This is a genomic window from Actinophytocola gossypii (assembly GCF_025165815.1).
Taxonomy (GTDB): Bacteria; Actinomycetota; Actinomycetes; order Mycobacteriales; family Pseudonocardiaceae; genus Actinophytocola; species Actinophytocola gossypii.
On record NZ_JAFFZE010000029.1, the window covers coordinates 1 to 18,915 of the forward strand.

Sequence of the window (18,915 nt, forward strand, 5' to 3'; positions counted from 1 at the left end):
TCCGCCGTCCGCACCGCGCCACCCGGCACCTCAGCCGCCTCCAACACCAGCACATCCCACCCCGCGTCAGCCAGCACATTCGCCGCCACCAACCCGTTCGGACCCGCACCCACCACCACCGCGTCCGCCACCTCGGTACGTGTCATCTGCTCGGCATACCCGGCCGGACCGGGACCAACCGCACCCGATCTTCACCACCACTTGCCTATGGTTCTATAGTACTAGGCAACTAGGTAAATGGAGGAAGTCGTGATCGAGTTCCATCTGGACGGCGGGTCCGGCCTGTCGCCGTACCAGCAGTTGGTCCGACAGGTGCGGCACGCGTTGCGGTTGGGTCTGCTGCACGAGGGCGACCAGCTGCCGAAGGTCAAGGACGTGGTGGCCGCCCTCGCCATCAACCCCAACACGGTGCTCAAGGCCTACCGGGAGCTGGAGCACGACGGGCTCGTCACCGCGCGGCCCGGCGTCGGCACGTTCGTGACGGCCACGCTCGCCGGCGGCTCGCTGCCCGCGCTCGGGCCACTGCGCCAGGACCTGCGCCGTTGGCTCGGCAAGGCCCGCCGCGCCGGGCTCGACGAGGAGAGCATCGAGGCGCTGTTCATGACCACGTTTCGCTCCTCGGCCAGAGAGGACATAGCGTGACCGTGCTGCGCGCCCAGGGTCTGGGCAAGAAGTACAAGCGCCGCTGGGCACTGAGCGGTTGTGCCCTCGACATCCCCGCCGGCCATGTGAGCGGCCTCGTCGGCCCGAACGGTGCCGGCAAGTCGACCCTGCTGAACCTCGCCGCCGGCATGCTCACGCCGACGGCCGGCACCATCGAGGTGTGCGGCGGCGTGCCGGGCAGCGGCCCGGGACAGCTGGCCAAGGTCGGTTTCGTCGCGCAGAACACGCCCGTCTACCCCGGCCTGACCGTCGCCGAGCACCTGCGCCTCGGCGCGCACCTCAACCCGCGCTGGGACGACGCGCTCGCCCGCGACCGGGTCGACCGGCTCGGGCTCGACCCGGCCCAGCACGCCGGCAAGCTCTCCGGCGGCCAGCGCGCCCAGCTCGCGCTCACCATCGGGCTCGCGAAACGCCCCGAGCTGCTGCTGCTCGACGAGCCGGTGGCCGCGCTCGACCCGCTCGCCCGACGGGAGTTCCTGGCCGACCTGATGGAGGCCGTCGCCGAACACGGGCTGTCGGTCGTGCTGTCCTCGCACCTGGTCAGCGACCTGGAACGGGTCTGCGACCACCTCATCGTGCTGGTGGACTCCCAGGTGCGGGTCGTGGGCGAGGTCGAGGACCTGCTGGACAGCCACCTCCGGCTCACCGGCCCGCGCCGCGACCTCGACACGCTGCCGGCCGACCAGCACGTCGTCTCCGCGAGTCACACCGACCGCCAGACCACCGTCCTGGTCCGCGCCGAGGCACCCGTGCTCGATCCCACGTGGACGGTCGGCCGGCTGACGCTGGAGGACCTGGTCCTGGCGTACATGAGCAACCCGACCGCCGCCCGCCCCGCCCTGGAGGTGCTCCGATGACCTGGCTGACCTGGCGCCAGTTCCGCGTGCAGGCGCTGTCGGTGTTCGCCGCCCTGGCCGCGGTCGTCGTGGTGCTCGCGATCACCGGCCCCGACCTGGTCGGGCGCACCAGCTTCACCGACGTGGACTTCCTCTTCGGCGGCACCATGCTGCTGATGTACCTGCTGCCGGCCGCCCTCGGGGCCTTCTGGGGCGTGCCGATGGTCGCCCGCGAGCTGGAGACCGGGACGCACAGCCTGGTCTGGAACCAGACCGTCACCCGGCGACGGTGGCTCGCGACCAAGCTCGGCACCGGCGTGCTGGCCGCCACCGTCGCGGCGGCACTGCTGAGCGTCGCGGTGACCTGGTGGGCGAGCCCGATCGACGCGCTGGCGAGCGCGGAGCGCCAGTCCTCGATGCTGAACCGCATGGCACCCCCGGTGTTCGGCGCGCGCGGCATCGTGCCGGTCGGGTACGCCGTGTTCGCGTTCGTACTCGGGGTCGCGGCCGGGATCGTGCTGCGCCGCACCATGGCCGCGATGGCGGTCACCCTCGTCGCGTTCGCCGCCGTGCTGCTGGCGGTCCCGTTCCTGGTCCGCCCGTACGTGCTGCCCCCGACCGACGAGACGGTGCCGATCACCGAGCAGAACCTCAAACAGATCATCGGCGACGAGTCGGGCGTGCTCGAGGCGGTGACGGTCGAGGAGCCGGCCGGCGCGTGGGTCCTGACGAACGAGACGGTCGACGCGTCCGGCGACCCGGTACGTCCGCTGCCCGCCGAGGTGCAGCACTGCATACCGGCGCCGGGCGAGGGCGAACCGCCGGACCGGCAGAGCGTCGTCACGTGCGTCTCCCAGCTGGGCGACCTCGGTTACCAGCAGCAGCTGACCTACCAGCCGGGCAGCCGGTTCTGGCCCCTGCAGTGGATGGAGACCGGGCTCTACCTCCTGCTGTCGGCCGCACTGAGCTGGTTCTGCTTCCGCCACCTCCGCCGACTGTCCTGAGGAGACACCGTTGCGCACGCTCGCTCTCGCCACGCACTGACCGTCGCGCTGTCGTCGACGCCGGCCGTCGCCGAGACCCCGGTGCCACACCTGCCCGACCCGACCGGGCGACACGAGGTCGGCGTCACCTCGGTCTACCTGAACGACACCTCCCGACCGGACCCCTGGATGTCCGATGTGGACTCGAGGGAGCTGATGGTCTCCCTGTTCTACCCGACGGCGTCCACGGCCGGGCCGGTCAAGAAGTACCTGACCCCGGCGGAGTCCCGCGCGCTGCTGGCCGACGGCGGGATCACCACCGTGCCGCCGGACGCGCTGAGCACGGTGCGGACCAACGCCGTCGTCGACGCCCGGCCGTCGGGCCGGCCGCGCAGCCGCCCGCTGGTGGTGCTGTCGCCGGGGTTCAAGAAGCCCCGGGCCACGCTCAGCTCGATCGCCGAGGACCTGGCGAGCCACGGCTACGTCGTCGCGGTCGTCGACCACACCTACGAGAACGTGGTCACCACGTTCCCCGACGGCCGGGTCACCGATTGCGCCGCGTGCGGGCAGTACGACCTCCCGTTCTGGCGGAAGCTGTCCCGCGGCCGGGCCGCCGACGTGTCGTTCGTCCTCGACGAACTGACCGGCCCGCACCCGCGATGGCGCGGCGCTCACCTGATCGACCCGAGGCACATCGCCATGGGCGGCCACTCCGTCGGCGGAGCCAGCACGATCGACGCCATGCTCGCCGACCACCGGATCCGGGCCGGCGTCGACATCGACGGCACGCTCGACGCGCCGATCCCCGATTCCGGTCTCGACCGCCCGTTCATGTTCCTCGGCCGGGCGAACACCTACACGCCCGGCACCCCGGGAGGGGCGGCCGAGTCGTGGGAGCAGAGCTGGCCGCGGCTGACCGGGTGGCGACGCTGGCTGGTGGTGGCGGGCATGGAACACGCGTCGTTCACCGACATCGGGGTGCTCGCCGAGCAGTTCGGGCTCGACCTGGGCGCGGACACCGGGGGCGACCGCGGCGCGGCCATCACCCGCCGGTACGTCCGGGCCTTCTTCGACCTGCACCTGCGCGGCGAGCGTCAGCCGTTGCTGGAGCGGCCGTCGTCGCGGTTCCCCGAGGTGAGCGTCGTGGGGTGAGGTAGGTGGACGGTGAACGTGGTGGGGGTGCTGGTGACCTCGACGGTCCCATGGTGGGCTTCGACGATGTGCCTGGTGATCGCCAGGCCGAGGCCGGTGCCGGTGGGATGGGCGCGGTAGTGGCGGTCGAACACATGCGGCAGGTGCTCGGGGGCGATGCCGGGGCCGGTGTCGGTGACGGTCACCGAGACGGGGTCGGCGGTGACCGTCACCTCGACGATGCCGCCGGGGGCGTGGCGGAGGGCGTTGGCCACGAGGTTGCCCAGTGCCTGCCGCAGCCGGGCGGGGTCGGCGCGGACCGGGACCGGACCGGGGACGGTGAGCCGTAGGTCCACTTCGGACGCTTCGGCACGGGCGCGGTGGGCGGACACGGTCCGGGCGGCGAGGTCGGCGAGGTCGCTGTCCTCGAGGTGGACGGGGAGGGTGCCGGACTCCGCCGCGGAGAGGTCGTGCAGGTCGGTGACGAGCCGGTCGAGGAGGATCGACTCCTCGATCAGGGAACGCACCAGGGCGGGGTCCATGGGGAGCACACCGTCCTGGGCGGCTTCCAGGTGGGTGCGGACGTTCGTCAGCGGGGTGCGCAGCTCGTGCGCCACGTCGCCGAGCAGGGCGGTGCGGTGGCGGGTGCGCTCCTCGATCGCGGCGGCCATGGTGTTGAAGGTGACGGCGAGGCGGGTGACCTCGTCGTCGCCCCGGACGGACACGCGGGGGGCGTGGTCGCCGGACGCGAGGCGGCGGGCGGCCGCGGTGACGGCCCGGACCGGGCGGAGCAGCCGGCGGGTCGCGGGGACGGTGACGGCCGCCGCCAGCAGGAGGATCGCGGCCATCGTGGCGAGGGTGTGCCAACGGGTGTCGGGGGCGAGGGGGTCGAACCGGTCGCCGACGCCCAGCCACAGGTCGGCCGGTGGGGCCACATAGGACTGTCGGGCCGACTGGACGCACTGGGCGTCCTGGCAGGCGGCGACCTCGGCGGCGAGGCGACGGCCGGCCGCGGACGGGGCGTGCAGCTCGGACGGAACACAGGGGTCCCCCGACGGACGGGCCGCGGCGGTCGGCCGGTGGTGGACGCGGGTGGGGGTGGTTCCGTCGCGGCGTAGGCAGTCCGCTGCCTCGGCGGCCAGGGTCTCGCGGTGGCGGCGCTCCTCGTCGGTGAGTTGCCAGACATAGAAGCCGAGCTGGAACCCGGCGGAACGGGCGACGACGGTGGGGCGCGGGGTGACGTCCCGGCCCGGCGGCGCGGAGGCGTCGATGCGGGCAGCCGGCGTCGAGGGCAGTGCGGCGACCGGGGCGGAGTCGGCGATCCGTTCCCCGTCCGGGGTGGTGAGGGCGATTCGGCGGCCGGTGCGGTCGGCCAGCGCGCGGACCAGGGGCTCGACGCCGTTCCAGCTCCGGTGCTCGTTCGCGTGGGTGAACAGCGCGTCCCGGATCTCGGCGTCGGTGGACAGGAGTGGGGTGTCGTCGCCGGGATCGCGGGTGGTCAGCAGGGCGGTGCCGACGGCCGCGATGGCCGCCACCGCGAGTGACCGGCCGAGCAGCCGCGGCAGCAGGCTACGACGCACCGGACACCCCGTCCCCCAGCTTGTAGCCGACGCCGTACACGGTGAGCACGTACCTCGGCCTGGCCGGCACCGGCTCGATCTTGCGGCGCAGGTTCAGCACGTGCGTGTCGATCGTGCGGCGGGTGACCTCGCGGTCGAAGCCGCCGAGACGTTCCAGCAGCAACTGCCGGGTGAACACCCGGCCAGGCGCGGCTGCCAGGCACGCGAGCAGGGCGAACTCGGCGGGTGTGGTGCGCACCGGCTCACCGCTGACCTCGACCTCGTGCCGGGCGGTGTCGACGAGCAGGCCGCCGATCCGGTACCGCTCCGGACCGACGCGGCCGGACCTGCGCAGCACCGCCTGGACCCTGGCCAGCAGCTCGCGCGGGCGGTACGGCTTGGTCACGTAGTCGTCGGCGCCCGTGGTCAGACCGAGGACCAGGTCGTCCTCGCCGGCGCGGGCGGTGAGCACGACGATCGGCAGGTCGCGCTCGGACCGCAGGGTTCGGCACACGTCCAGGCCGTTCACCGCCGGCAGGGTCAGGTCGAGCACCAGCAGGTCGGGCGCGCACCGCCGGGCGTGCTCGATGGCGGCCCGGCCGTCGTGCACGACGGTGGCCAGGTGGCCGTCGCGTTCCAGGTAGCGGCGGATCAGGTCCGCCTGCTTGCGGTCGTCCTCGGCGACCAGGATTCGGGCTGGCATGCCGGGAAGTCTCACGCACGTACCTGAGAATCAGCCGTGAGAGCCGCGTTCCTGACCAGATCCTGACCTGCCGCGGACAGCCTCGCTCCTGTCCGGAACCCGAGGAACAGGAGCCGAACCCATGACCGAACACCACCGTCCGTCCCGGCGGACCGTCCTCGCCGCGCTCGGCGCCGCCCCGCTCGCCGGCGGCGTGCTTGGCGCGTCCGACGCCGCGGCAACGACCGGGCGGATTCCCGACGAGCTGCGGCCCGGCGGCGAGTTCGACCGGTACCTCGCCGAGCTGGCCGCCGAGGACCGGTTCGCCGGCACGGTGCTGCTGACCCACCGGGACCGGCCGGTGCTGGCGCGCTCCCACGGGTTCGCCGACCGGGCGCGGCGGATCCCCAACGGGCCGGAGACCCGATTCATCCTCGGCTCGATCACGAAGGTGTTCACCGCGCTCGCGATCGCCCAGCTCGCCGAGCGCGGCGAGGTCGGATTCGGCGAGCGGGTCGGCGCCTATCTCGACGGGTTCGCTCCCGAGGTCGCCGACCACGTGACCGTGCACCAGCTGCTCACGCACACCTCCGGGCTCGGCGACTTCCACAGCCAGGAGTACCTGGAACAGTCCCGGCACTGGGACAGCGTCGAGGAGTTCTGGGACAACACGCTGGAGTTCGTCCGCCGCTGCGAACTCCAGGCGCCGCCGGGAAACGCCTCGATCTACAGCAACGCCGGGTACTTCATCCTGGGCGCGATCGTGGCGAAGGTCGCGCGGCGGTCCTACTACGACCACGTCCGCGAGCACGTCTTCGAACGCGCCGGAATGACGAGCTCCGACTTCTACACCAAGCCGAGGTGGCGTGCCGACCGCGGGTTCGCGCACCCCTACCACCGCGACGAGTCCGGCGCGCTGGTCGACGGCCTCGAGCTCGCGCCGTTCGTCGGCGCGCCGCCCGGCGGGTCGTTCGCCGACGCGGCGGACCTGGCCCGGTTCGCGAAGCTGATGGGAGGCAATCGTTTGCTCGGCGTGGAATTCCGGCATCTCGCCGGCAGCCCGAAGGTGCCGCTGTCGCCGGACAACACCAGGTTCCACAGCTACCTGACCGCGGTGGAGCGGCTGAACGGCGAGTGGATGGTCGGGCACAGCGGCGGTGCCACCTACGGCGTCTCCTGCAACCTGGACTGGTTCCCCGAGTCCGACTGGGTGGCCGTGATCCTCGGCAATTACGGAGATCGGAGCACCAAGCCGATCGCGGAGAAGGCGCACGAACTGATCAGCCGGCACGCGCGCGGCTGATCAGTTCGACAGCACCTCCCGGTCCTGTCGGCAAGATTTTCACCCGACGGCCGGACGAAATCGCCGCGATTTATCGCGCGCTGACTGTTCCCACGCGAGCACGGGAGGTCACTTGTCGGATTTCGCGTAACGCGGCGGGATTTTCCGCGATGCACTCGGACGTCATATGTTCCGCGCATTCCTGGAGTGTTTCGTGGTCGAGAACTCGTCGGTTGGTTTGGTCATGGTGGGGTCCGAGGCGCAGGTCACCGTCACCGGGGAGAACCAGCACCAGGCGGCGCTGGCCCGGTACCGTCCCGGGGCGACGGTCGCCGTGGAGCTGGGCTGGTGCACGATCCGGTCCGGGAAGTACCGCGGGGAGCGGGCGATCGAGGTCCGGCTCGACGGCCAGCGGGTCGGGGAGCTGACCCACCTGATGACCCAGCGGTACGGGTCACTGGTGTCGCGGGTGGCCGCGGGCGGCGGTCGACCCGGGGCGGAGGCGACGATCCACTCCGGCGCCCGCGGGCTGGAGATCACCCTCCGGATGCCGAAGGACCCGGACGCGTTGCCGGTGACGCCGGCCGACGAGCCCACGGTGGTCCTGGGTGCGGTGCGGCCACCCGTCCCGGCCGCGCCGGGGCGGAAGGTCGGGCGGCCGCTCTGGATCGGGGCCGCGGTCTTCGTGCTCGTCGTGTTCTTCGCGGCGCTCGGCGGCGGTGAGGACGAGGAGGCCCCGTCATCGGGCGTCGCGGCCGACAGTACGACGACCGCACCGGTCACCACCACCACGACCACGCCACCGCCGACCACGACGACCACCACGCCGAAGCCCAAGCCGAAGCCGAGGACCACCGACCAGCCGGCTCCGCCGCCGGAGCCGAAGCCGAAGCCCGAGCCGGAGCCCGCCCCCGAACCCGAGCCGGAGCCCGAACCGGCCTGCGATCCCAACTACAGCGGGTGCGTCCCGATCGCCAGTGACGTCGACTGCGCGGGCGGCAGCGGCAACGGTCCCGCCTACGCCAACGGCCCGGTCCAGGTCGTCGGCGAGGACGTCTACGGCCTCGACCGGGACGGCGACGGCACCGCCTGCGACGGCTAGGACCGGCGGCGGCGGAACGGGCCGGTGACCGCCCGGTAGGCGGCGCGCACGAGCCACACCACGAACGCGATCTGCAGCCCACGCAGGATCAGCCCCAGGATCGCCGCCATCACGCCCGCGCCCGCCATCCACACCCGGCCCGGCGCGAACGCGGCGAACATCAGCGCGAGGGTGAACACCACCAGCACCACACCGAGCAGCCGTTGCGGCCAGCTCATCCGTCCGGGCAGGCCACGCAGGTGCCGGCGCGCCCCGGCCGGCAGGTGCCGCAGCGTCAGCCACGCCACGAACGTGTACGCACCGAGCTGCACCACTCCGACCGACGCGCGCACCCACCAGGTGTCGACCTCGCTCGCGAGGAACACCACCATCGGCAGGACCCCGGTCACCAGCACGACCACCAGCAGCCGGCCCATCAGCCGCAGCGCCACCGCGTCCAGGTTCCGCCGGAGCGTCTCCTCGGTCGGGTTCAGCCGCAGGCCCGCCGTCACCGCCCGGGCCGCGCGGCCGAGCCGGGCGCGGTCGATGTCCATGGCGGCCAGGTTGTTCAGCGCGTCCGAGGACTCCGGGTCCAGCCGCAGCGCCTCCTGGTAGGCGGCCCGCTCCTCGGACCTGCGCCGCCGGGCCCGCGCGGCCACCCCGAGCATGAGGTGCGCGTCGGCCTCGTGCGGCGCCAGCTCGACCGCGCGCCGGGCCGCGTCGTGGCCGCCGCGGGCGTCCCCCGCGGCCAGCAGCGTCCGGGCGTGCACGTAGTGGTTCAGCCACTCCTGTGCGTCGGTGCGGACCGCCTCGACCGCGGTCGCCGCCGCGTCCCGGTGGTCGCCCCGGGTGGACAGGGCGAGTGCGCGCAGGCGCAACGCCCAGCCGGACTCGGGCTCGGTGGCGAGTGCGCGGTCGGCCGCGTCCACCGCCGCGTCGGCGTCGCCCAGGCGCAGCTCGCAGCGGGCGAGCAGGCACAGCGCGGTCACCGAGTCCGGCTCGCCGGCCAGGTAGCCGGTGATCTCGGTGCGGGCCTCGGCGTGCCGGCCAAGGTCGATCAGGGCGTTGGCCTTCGCCAGGGTGGCCACCTACGCCAGCCGGTTCTTCTTCAGGTACCGGAGCAGCTCGTCGTACTCGCCGCCCTCGTTGGCGAACAGCGCCACGTTGCGGGCCGAGTCGAACCACGGCCGCGCCGACGGCCGCACCTCGCCGAGCGCGGCCTCGAGGTCGCGCATCTCGATCATGCGGGCGTTCCCGCTGCGCACCGAGTCGAGCAGTGCGTGCTCGGCCGCGGTCTCGCAGACGTGTGCCAGGTCGGCGCCGGTGAATCCGTCGGTGCGCTTGGCGAGGCCGCCGACGTCGATGCCCGACACCGGCCGGTGCCGCAGGTGGTAGCGCAGGATCGCCTCGCGCGCCTGCCGGTCCGGCGGGAGGACCAGCAGCGTGCGGTCCAGCCGGCCGGGGCGGCGCAGCGCGACGTCGACATCCCATGGCGCGTTGGTGGCGGCCAGGACGAACACGCCCTCGTTGCCGGCGGTCACCCCGTCCAGCTCGGAGAGCAGCTGGTTGACCGTGGAGCGCATGGCGCTGTTGCGCAGGTTGGTCCGCTTCTGCCCGATCGCGTCCACCTCGTCGAGGAACAACACGCACGGCGCGTTGCGGCGGGCCAGCTCGAACAGGTCCCGCAGGTTGCGTTCGCTCTTGCCGATCCACATCTCCAGCACGTCGGCGAGCGAGACGGAGATGAACCGGGCACCGAGCTCGCCGGCAACGGCCTTGGCCAGGAAGGTCTTGCCGCAGCCGGGTGGGCCGTAGAGCATCAGGCCGCCCTTGAGGCTCTTGCCGTAGAGCCTGCGCAGCTCGGGGTTGCGCATGGGCGCGAGGAACGCCGCCTCGAGCCGTGCCTTGACCTCCGCGAGGCCGCCGATGTCGGCCAGCGTCACGGTCGAGCGTTCGACCTCGTGGGCCGGCTCGTCGGTGCTCTCGGCGTCCTCGTCGACGAACATCGGCGGCGTGACGTCGCCCAGGTCCTCCTCCGCCCGGCGCCAGTCGAACCCGGGCGGTTCCGGCGAAGGAGCGGGCGGTGCGGGCGGTGCGGGCGGTGCGGGCGGTGCGGCACCGACCGCCCCCACCATCAGCGCGCGGGCCCGCTCGTTGCCCGGCTCGGCGGCGAGCACCACGGCGAGGTGCGCCACCGCCTCCTCACCCAGGCCCTGGTCGACCAGCAGGCCGGACAGGTGCAGCCGCAGGGGCAGGTCGTCCGGGGCGGCCTCCACGGCTCGCCGCAGGCTCGCGAGCAGGGCATCGGTCACGGCGCTCTCCCCCGTTCGGCTACGCCGCGAATCCTAGGGAGGGTGTCAGCAGGTCTCGTAGAGGTACCCGTCGGCGTCGTCGGGTACGACGTACTCGTCGCGCCGGACGGTGCTCAGCTCGTCGCCCCAGCCGTCGCAGGCCCTGGTCAGTCCCGCTCCGGTGGTGGCGGTTCGACCACGGCGCCGGACGCGGTCACCGCGGACGACACGGTCGTTGCGGCCAGCACAAGGACACCGACGAGGATTCCCCTGCTCACCCTCGACCGGCCCTGACCTCGATGAACGCCCGGATACCCGCCACGATGCCGTCCAGCGGCACGGGCATCGTGGTGTTGGCCGCGATGTCGGCGAGCACCGTGGCCGGCAGCTCCGGCGCCCCGGTGAGGTCGGCGGCCACCCAGGCGACCGTCCGGCTGGTCACCTTCGGTAGCCGGGTGAGACCCTCGGCGATCGCGGCCAGCTCACCGCTGGCGATCGCGGCCTCCGACGCAGCCTCCTCGCCGCCCCGGCGCGGGCGGCTGATCCGGTCGTCGGCCTGCTTGCGGAGCACCACACCCTTGGCCGCCGGCAGCGCCACGATCGGCTCCGCGCACACCGAGCAGCCGGTGGCGACCCGGCCGAACGGGCCCCGGACCACGCAGCTGGTGCGGTCCGGCGCGGTGCTGAGGAACCAGAACGACCAGCAGGACTGGCAGCAGAACACGTCGGTGCTCGCGCCGTCCCACCGCTTGGCCGCCTCCAGCTCGGCGGCGGCCAGCTCGGCGGCCTCCCGGTCGGCCTCCAGCCGGGCGGCGTCGGTGGCCTCGGCGACCTCGGCACGCAGCGACTCGTTGGCCATGGTCAGCTCGGCGTTGGCCGCGATCAGCTCGTCGACCCGCGCGCGCAGCTCCTCGGCCCGCTCGTCGGCCCGGCGCAGCGCGCTCCGGTGCCGCTCCCGCTGCCTGGTCAGCGCGTCCTCGGTGGTGTCCATGACGTGGTCCACCGCGACCTTCACCTCGCGCCGCACCGCCTCCTGGGTAGGAGCGAACTCCAGCAACCACATCCAGACCCGCCCAGCCATGGCGCAACGGTAGCGCGCCCGTCTCGCAATGTGAGCGGGTAACGGCTCCCGATTACGGTCCGATACCATCGGGAGACGGGTCGAGAGGCGCTGCAACGGACGCGGCACCGGGGCCGGGTCCGCCACGCTCGATCCGAAATCCAGTACTTCTACAAGGGCGCCTCCCATGATGAGACTCTGGGAGGTACCGCATGACCAGCGACCGTCACCAGGCCCTTCGGGCACTGTTCGACCAGCGGATCGGGGTGCTCGACGGCGCATGGGGAACCATGCTCCAGGGTGCGGGCCTCACCCCAGAGGACTACCGCGGCGACCGGTTCACCGACCACACCCACGACGTCACCGGCGACCCCGACCTGCTGAACCTGACCCGCCCGGACGTCGTGCTCGACGTGCACCGGCAGTACCTCGAGGCCGGCGCGGACATCACCACGACCAACACGTTCACCGCGACCTCGATCGGGCAGGCCGACTACGGTCTGCAACACCTCGTGCGCGAGATGAACGTGGAAGGTGCCCGGCTGGCCAGGCAGGCCGCCGACCAGTTCGACAACCGGTTCGTCGCCGGTTCGATCGGACCGCTGAACGTCACCCTCTCGCTGTCGCCGAAGGTGGAGGACCCGGCGTACCGCGCGGTGTCGTTCGACCAGGTCCGGGAGTCCTACGCGGAGCAGATCGCCGGGCTCGCCGAGGGCGGGGTCGACCTGCTGCTGATCGAGACGATCTTCGACACGCTCAACGCCAAGGCCGCGATCGCCGCCGCCCGCGAGGTCGCCCCCGAGCTGCCGCTGTGGATCTCGGTCACCATCGTCGACCTGTCCGGACGCACCCTGTCCGGGCAGACCGTCGAGGCGTTCTGGCGGTCGATCGCGCACGCCGAGCCGCTGGTCGTCGGCGTGAACTGCTCGCTTGGTGCGGAGGAGATGCGCCCGCACGTCACCGAGCTGGCCCAGCTCGCCGGCACCTACACCGCCTGCCACCCCAACGCCGGCCTGCCGAACGCGTTCGGCGGCTACGACCAGACCCCGGACGAGACCGGCGCGCTGCTGCGTGAGTTCGCCGACGCGGACCTGGTGAACGTCGTCGGCGGCTGCTGCGGCACCGGCCCGGCGCACATCGCCGCGATCGCGGAGTCGGTCCGGGGCATCGCGCCGCGGCCGGTGCCCTCGCCCGAGGCCGCGTCCCGGTTCTCCGGCCTTGAGCCGTTCGAGATCGGCGCGGACACCGGGTTCGTGATGATCGGCGAGCGGACCAACGTCACCGGGTCGGCGAAGTTCCGCCGGCTGATCGAGGGCGGCGACCACCAGGCCGCCCTGGACGTGGCGCTGGAGCAGGTGCGCGGCGGCGCGAACCTGCTCGACGTCAACATGGACGCCGACCTGCTCGACAGCGAGCAGGCGATGACCACGTTCCTGAACCTGGTCGCGACCGAGCCCGAGGTCGCCCGCATCCCGATCATGATCGACAGTTCCAAGTGGACCGTCCTCGAGGCCGGGCTGAAGTGCGTGCAGGGCAAGGGAGTCGTCAACTCCATCTCGATGAAGGAGGGCGAGGAGCAGTTCCTCGCCCAGGCACGCAAGATCCGTGACTACGGCGCGGGCGTGGTCGTGATGGCCTTCGACGAGCAGGGCCAGGCCGACACCACCGACCGCAAGGTCGAGATCTGCGCCCGCGCCTACGACCTGCTGACCCGGGAGGTCGGGTTCCCGGCCGAGGACATCATCTTCGACCCGAACGTGCTCGCCGTGGCCACTGGCATCGCCGAGCACAACGGGTACGCCAAGGCGTTCATCGACGCGCTCCCCCGGATCAAGGAGCGCTGCCCAGGAGCGCACATCTCCGGCGGCATCTCGAACCTGTCGTTCTCCTTCCGCGGCAACAACGTCGTGCGCGAGGCGATGCACTCGGCGTTCCTGCTGCACGCGGTGCGCGCCGGCCTGGACATGGGCATCGTGAACGCCGGCCAGCTCGCGGTCTACGAGGACATCCCGAAGGACCTGCTCGAGCTGGTCGAGGACGTGCTGTTCGACCGGCGCGAGGACGCCACCGACCGGCTGGTGGAGTTCGCGGAGACGGTGAAGGGCTCCGGCACCAAGCGGACCGTCGACCTGTCCTGGCGCGAGGGCACCGTCGAGGAGCGGCTGTCGCACGCGCTGGTGCACGGGATCGTGGACTTCATCGAGGACGACACCGAGGAGGCCCGGCAGAAGCTGCCCCGGCCGCTGGAGGTCATCGAGGGTCCGCTGATGGACGGCATGAAGATCGTCGGCGACCTGTTCGGCTCCGGCAAGATGTTCCTGCCGCAGGTGGTGAAGAGCGCGCGGGTGATGAAGCGCTCGGTGGCCTACCTGGAGCCGTTCATGGAGGAGGAGAAGGAGCGGCTGAAGGCCGAGGGCAAGATCGACACCGGTCGCGGCCAGGGCAAGGTCGTGCTCGCCACGGTCAAGGGCGACGTGCACGACATCGGCAAGAACATCGTCGGCGTCGTGCTGGGCTGCAACAACTACGAGGTGATCGACCTCGGTGTGATGGTGCCGGCGGCGAAGATCCTGGACACCGCGCTGGCCGAGGGCGCCGACGCGGTCGGCCTGTCCGGGCTGATCACGCCGTCGCTGGACGAGATGGTCACGGTGGCCACCGAGATGCAGCGGCGCGGGATGGACCTGCCGCTGCTGATCGGCGGCGCCACCACGTCCCGCCAGCACACCGCGGTGCGGATCGCGCCGAGCTACGAGCAGACGACGGTGCACGTGCTGGACGCCTCGCGCGTGGTGGGCGTGGTGTCGAACCTGCTCGACGCCGACCGCGCGCAGGAGCTGGCGGTGGCGAACCGGGCCGAGCAGGCGAAGCTGCGGGAGGCGCACGAGCACAAGCAGCGCACGCCGCTGCTGTCGATCGAGCAGGCCCGCGCGAACCGCGAGCAGGTGTCCTTCGACGACCTGCCGACGCCCGAGTTCACCGGCCTGCGTTCGGTCACGCCGACGCTGCCCGAGCTGCGCGAGATGATCGACTGGCAGTTCCTGTTCCTGGCCTGGGAGCTGCGCGGGAAGTTCCCGGCGATCCTGGACCAGCCGGTGGCCCGCGAGCTGTACGACGACGCGAACGCGATGCTCGACGAGATCATCGCGAACAACAGCTTCCAGGCGCACGGCGTGTACGGCTTCTGGCCGGCGCACTCCGACGGCGACGACATCGTGCTGGAGGACGGCACCCGGTTCGCGATGCTGCGCCAACAGACGAAGAAGCCGGCCGGTCGCCCGAACCGCTGCCTGGCCGACTACGTCGCCCCGGCCGGCGACCACCTCGGCGGGTTCGCGGTCGCGATCCACGGCGCCGAGGAGCTGGCCGCGCGGTACGAGGCGGCGAACGACGACTACAAGTCGATCATGGTGAAGGCGCTGGCGGACCGGATGGCGGAGGCGTTCGCCGAGTACATCCACCTGGCCGCGCGCCGGGCGTGGTTCGAACCGGACGCCCAGCCGGAGCTGGCGGACCTGCACGCGGAGCGGTTCCGCGGCATCCGCCCGGCGCTCGGCTACCCGGCCAGCCCGGACCACAGCGAGAAGGACATGCTGTTCGACCTGTTGCGGGCCAAGGAACTCGGCCTCGACCTGACCGAGTCGTACGCGATGACCCCGGCGGCGAGCGTCAGCGGGCTGATCTTCGCGCACCCGGAGTCGCGGTACTTCACCGTCGGCCGGGTCGGCCGCGACCAGATCGAGGACTACACGGTCCGGCGCGGCCTCGACCGGTCCGAGGTGGAGCGCTGGCTGCGGCCGAACCTGGCCTACGACCCGGAGTAGGCCAGCGACACCGGCGTCGTCTGGTCCGGCCACGTACCGGTCAGCACGGCGCCGGTCGCCTCGGTCTCGACACCGGCTCCGGCGCCGAGGCGGCGGCGGACGACCAGCTCGACGGTGTCCGTCCTGATCCGCGCCGGGTCGGCGTCGGTGACCTCCAGGACGGCGTTGACCGTGGGCGCGTCCCCGCGCCCGGTGCTGGCCACGTCCATGGTGAGCGGGTTGACCTCGAACCGGCCGTCGACCTCCCGGAGCTCCTCGGCCTGGCCGGTGTTCGCGAGGACCGCGGCGGCCAGTGCCGGCGGGTACACCGGGTCGCCGAGCGCGTCGTAGACCCAGCGCTTGCCCAGCACCGAGTGCTCGGCGGTGCCGATCAGCCACTCGTCACCGCCGGCGAGCGGCTCGGCGCGGTAGGTGAGGGGCACCTGGAACACCGTGCCGTCGGCGGTCCGGACGAGGAGGGTCTCGATGCCGACCTCACCGGCCGGGTCGTCGAACCGGTAGCCCGCCACCTTCGTCAACTCGCCGACCGGGCCGGTGCACCAGCCGCGGCTCGGCAGCCACTTCGTCAGGAGTTCGAGCTTGGTCGGCTGGATCGTCGCCCGGTGGATCAGTGCCATGGCGTCACCCTAGCCGCGAGCCGGCGCGGGCGGCCCAGTGTGCCGGCCGGTCCACCGCGGCCGGCAGCAGGGTGGCGGTGTCGCCGCGAGTCGCGTTGGCCTGGAACTGGGTGAGGAACAGGGCGGTGGACAGGTCCGCGCCGCACACGGTCGCGCCGCGCAGGTCGGCGCCCGTCACGTCGGCGAGGCGCAGGTCGGCGCGGGTGAGGTCGGCGCCGATCAGCACGGCCCCGCGCAGGTTCGCGCGGCGCAGGTCGGCGCCGGCGAGGTCGCGGCCGGCGAGGTCGGCGCCTCGGTGGTGCGGGCCGCGGCGGCCGCGCACGGCCTCGCTGGCGCGGGTGAGCAGCGCGTTCACCCGGCCGCGGTGCGCGTGCACGTCGACGGCCGCGAGCGCGTCGGGGTCCTGGCCGGCGAGCCGGTCGGTCTCGGCGTACGCCGCTCGCAGGTCAGCGCGCAGGGCCGCCGGGGCGCGGTCCAGTGCTTCGGCGAGGTACCAGAGCAGTTCGTGCAGGTCCCGCACGACCGGGAACGCGGCGAACATCGGCCGGGCGACCGCCGGCTCGGTTCGCCAGTCCCGGCCGTCGAAGGTCTCCCGCGTCACCCGCTGCCCGGCACCGAAGCAGTCGAACACCGCGCACCCGCGGAACCCCTTGTCCCGCAACGAGTCGTGGATCCCGCAGCGGTGGTCGGCGAGCAGGTTCGCGCACGGCGTGCCGGCCGGCTTGTCCACCGCGAAGTCGGCCGACGCCGCGAACGCCGGCGCCACGCAGCACAACCCGACACAGCTCCCGCAGTCCGCCCGCAACTCCCGCACCCGGCCACGATATGCCCCCGAAAAGGTGACCTTCGAGACGCCCGGCGTCCCGAAGGTCACCTTCTGGACGGTTACCCGACCACCGTGCAGGTCGCCGTGGACGTCCTGGTCGGGTCGCTCTCGGACGTGGCCGTGAGGGTGACGTTGGCCCAGTTCGGGCCGGCGCCGTCCTTGCGCGCGTGGACCGGCACCCGCACGTACTGCCCGAACCGCGCGGTGGCCAGGTGGTTGGGCACCTTGACCGCCCAGCCGTCGGTGGCGGTGGCCTCCACCCGGTACACGTCGCTGTTCAGGTGCTTGCGCACGTCCTCCGGGTGCTCCCCGAACGCCGGGGTCCGCTCGCCGGTGTTGCCGAGCTGGAACCGGCACGTCGCCAGCCCGTCCCGGTTCGGCACCGCCGAGGTCGGCAGCACCCGCACCCCGCGCCGCTGCGGGCCCGGCCCGTCGAGCGAGCGGACCGCGACCGTGTAGCTCAGCTCGCCGTGGGCGTTGCGGCGGAGGTTCAGCACGTAGAAGTGCAGCCGGTTGGCCTCGTCGACGTACTCGTACTCGCTGCCGGAGTCCGCGCCGGCGTGGAACAGCGCGTCGGACAGCTGCCGGTAGTCGCCGATCGTGATGGGTACCTCGGTGCCGTCCGGCAGGACGTAGTCGGTCATGCCGATGTCCTGCGGGTTGGCGTCGATCACCCACTCGAACGGCGCCCGGTCCTCGTTCTTCGTCTTGGCCAGCAGCACGCCGGCGTCCGGGGTGAACGAGTCCGCGCCCATCCGGTCCACGACCTCGACCGTGTAGTTGTCGTAGTTCCCGCCGTCGCAGAACGGGTCGGTCCTCGGGTCGCAGGCGGGCGCGAGGTCACCGCCGTCGAGCTGGATGTTGATGCCGGACAGCCCGTTGCGGCCCGGCTGGACCACCCGCGCGGTCACGTCCGCGACCACCAGCCCGGAGTCGGCGAGCGCGTCCCTGGACAACCGGAGCACGTTCCGCTCGTCGACCATCTCCAGCTTGATCTTGTTGCGCAGCATGTGTTGCGCGCCCATCGACGAGCCGCCGGTCGCCGGGATCGCCCAGCGGCTGTGCGGTCCGCCCGGCCCGTTGAACGTGCCTCGGGAGAGCATCTCCCAGATCCCGGAGTACGACCGGCGCGGCGGGTTGCCGTACGGGTTGTTGTAGTTGTCCCCGATGCCGAGGATGTGGCTCAGCTCGTGGGCGTAGGTGCTCATGCCGGAGCTCTCGGCCTGGGTGGACGACCCGCCGCCGGCGTTTGGCCAGATGGTCGCGGCCGACGCCCACGAGGTCCAGTCGACGTACCGGGTGTCCGCCCAGTTCGGCAGGCTCACGTCCGGCGGCCCGAACTCGTCGGTGACGTCCTCGGGGGTCGGGAACTTCATCATCCCGAACTCCTGCCAGGTGGCCGACTCGTCCTGCCCGGCGGAGAGGAAGAAGACGAAGTCGAAGCCCGCCGGCACCTCCTGGCCGACGTCGGCGACCCACGCGGCGCGCCCGTCCGTGCGGATGTTCCGGTCGCAGTTGTCGCCGGCGGGGCAGGCGTCGTCGCCCTGGAACTCCATCGCGTACTCGTGCGACTTGCCCGGCATCTGGTAGGGCCCGAACGCGGTCAGGTCGACGCCGTAGCGGCCGCCGGAGTCCTCCATCCACCACTCGTGGATGGTGTGGCCGCGGTTCAGCTCACCGGGCACGTTGAGGAAGTCGTGGTAGAAGTCGGCGACCTCCTCGCGGGGGACGTCGTGTGCCTCCGCGCTCGGGTTGCCGAACACGGTGGAGTTCTGCGGCTGGGTCACCGCGAACGGCTGGTTCGGGTAGTCGAGCAGGACGAGCGCGCCCTTGAAGTCCCGCACCGACCCGTCGACGTTCGGGTCGGCCCAGTTCGTGTTCGGCGGCTTGCGGTAGTCCGCCCACGTCATGTGGTCGGGGTTCTCCCAGTCCTGCGGGTCGATCGGCGCCGGGAAACCGGCCTGGGTCGCACGCCGCGCCTCGAACGGCTGGGCGTCCGGCGCGGCCTGCTGCCACGGCTGCTGCCGGGGCCAGTGGTCGTACTGCCAGGGGTGCTCGGGGGCGGCTGGGGTGTCCGGGG

General features: G+C 72.4%; 15 protein-coding genes and 1 pseudogene. 7 read left to right on the forward strand and 9 right to left on the reverse strand.

Annotated elements, in window-relative coordinates:
- Positions 1-149, reverse strand: a pseudogene (locus JT362_RS32715) (FAD-dependent oxidoreductase); the annotation flags it as partial.
- 100 nt (positions 150-249) lie between these two features.
- On the opposite strand from JT362_RS32715, the gene JT362_RS32720 reads away from it, so the two are divergent.
- The 4 genes from JT362_RS32720 to JT362_RS32735 all read left to right on the forward strand — a co-directional run bounded on the left by JT362_RS32720 (position 250) and on the right by JT362_RS32735 (position 3,634).
- Positions 250-642, forward strand: a complete 393-nt coding sequence (locus JT362_RS32720) for a GntR family transcriptional regulator (RefSeq protein ID WP_260195756.1) — start codon at positions 250-252, stop codon at positions 640-642.
- Entirely contained in the window at positions 639-1,520 is an 882-nt protein-coding gene (locus tag JT362_RS32725; protein ID WP_260195757.1) for an ABC transporter ATP-binding protein, read from the forward strand. Before JT362_RS32720 ends, JT362_RS32725 begins: the two co-directional genes overlap by 4 nt.
- On the forward strand, positions 1,517-2,503 hold the full coding sequence (locus tag JT362_RS32730) for an ABC-2 membrane transporter-related protein (protein ID WP_260195758.1): 987 nt from the start codon (positions 1,517-1,519) through the stop codon (positions 2,501-2,503). Before JT362_RS32725 ends, JT362_RS32730 begins: the two co-directional genes overlap by 4 nt.
- 81 nt (positions 2,504-2,584) lie before the next feature.
- A complete protein-coding gene (locus JT362_RS32735; RefSeq protein WP_260195759.1) occupies positions 2,585-3,634 on the forward strand; it encodes an alpha/beta hydrolase family protein in 1,050 nt (349 codons plus the stop codon).
- On the opposite strand, the gene JT362_RS32740 is transcribed toward JT362_RS32735, so the two are convergent.
- Together JT362_RS32740 and JT362_RS32745 are read right to left on the reverse strand one after the other, a co-directional pair.
- Positions 3,577-5,193 (reverse strand): sensor histidine kinase, encoded by a 1,617-nt coding sequence (locus JT362_RS32740; RefSeq protein ID WP_260195760.1) that lies wholly within the window; start codon positions 5,191-5,193, stop codon positions 3,577-3,579. The genes JT362_RS32735 and JT362_RS32740 overlap by 58 nt on opposite strands.
- The gene (locus JT362_RS32745) at positions 5,183-5,875 is read right to left on the reverse strand and encodes a response regulator transcription factor (RefSeq protein ID WP_260195761.1); all 693 of its coding nucleotides are present in this window, start codon (positions 5,873-5,875) and stop codon (positions 5,183-5,185) included. The genes JT362_RS32740 and JT362_RS32745 overlap by 11 nt, the downstream gene beginning before the upstream one ends.
- 121 nt (positions 5,876-5,996) lie before the next feature.
- Here JT362_RS32745 and JT362_RS32750 point away from each other — a divergent pair, with 121 nt between their 5' ends.
- The gene (locus JT362_RS32750; RefSeq protein ID WP_260195762.1) at positions 5,997-7,157 is read left to right on the forward strand and encodes a serine hydrolase domain-containing protein; all 1,161 of its coding nucleotides are present in this window, start codon (positions 5,997-5,999) and stop codon (positions 7,155-7,157) included.
- Positions 7,158-7,380: 223 nt separating this feature from the next.
- Positions 7,381-8,238, forward strand: a complete 858-nt coding sequence (locus JT362_RS32755) for a hypothetical protein (protein WP_260195763.1) — start codon at positions 7,381-7,383, stop codon at positions 8,236-8,238.
- On the opposite strand, the gene JT362_RS32760 is transcribed toward JT362_RS32755, so the two are convergent.
- The 3 genes from JT362_RS32760 to JT362_RS32770 form a co-directional block, all read right to left on the reverse strand.
- A complete protein-coding gene (locus tag JT362_RS32760; protein ID WP_260195764.1) occupies positions 8,235-9,305 on the reverse strand; it encodes a tetratricopeptide repeat protein in 1,071 nt (356 codons plus the stop codon). The genes JT362_RS32755 and JT362_RS32760 overlap by 4 nt on opposite strands.
- Positions 9,306-10,529 carry an ATP-binding protein gene (locus JT362_RS32765; protein WP_260195765.1) on the reverse strand — a complete coding sequence of 408 codons (1,224 nt, stop codon included), beginning with the start codon at positions 10,527-10,529 and terminating at the stop codon, positions 9,306-9,308.
- A gap of 253 nt (positions 10,530-10,782) precedes the next feature.
- On the reverse strand, positions 10,783-11,589 hold the full coding sequence (locus tag JT362_RS32770) for a bZIP transcription factor (protein ID WP_260195766.1): 807 nt from the start codon (positions 11,587-11,589) through the stop codon (positions 10,783-10,785).
- Positions 11,590-11,780: 191 nt separating this feature from the next.
- Between JT362_RS32770 and metH the strand changes: the two genes are divergently transcribed.
- The gene (metH, locus tag JT362_RS32775; RefSeq protein ID WP_260195767.1) at positions 11,781-15,392 is read left to right on the forward strand and encodes a methionine synthase; all 3,612 of its coding nucleotides are present in this window, start codon (positions 11,781-11,783) and stop codon (positions 15,390-15,392) included.
- On the opposite strand, the gene JT362_RS32780 is transcribed toward metH, so the two are convergent.
- The 3 genes from JT362_RS32780 to JT362_RS32790 form a co-directional block, all read right to left on the reverse strand.
- Entirely contained in the window at positions 15,377-16,009 is a 633-nt protein-coding gene (locus tag JT362_RS32780; protein WP_260195768.1) for a CG0192-related protein, read from the reverse strand. The two genes, metH and JT362_RS32780, sit on opposite strands and share 16 nt — an antisense overlap.
- Positions 16,010-16,013: 4 nt before the next feature.
- Positions 16,014-16,823 carry a pentapeptide repeat-containing protein gene (locus JT362_RS32785; protein WP_260195769.1) on the reverse strand — a complete coding sequence of 270 codons (810 nt, stop codon included), beginning with the start codon at positions 16,821-16,823 and terminating at the stop codon, positions 16,014-16,016.
- Between the two features lie 71 nt (positions 16,824-16,894).
- Positions 16,895-18,745, reverse strand: a complete 1,851-nt coding sequence (locus tag JT362_RS32790; RefSeq protein ID WP_260195822.1) for a M6 family metalloprotease domain-containing protein — start codon at positions 18,743-18,745, stop codon at positions 16,895-16,897.
- Positions 18,746-18,915 lie beyond the last annotated feature (170 nt).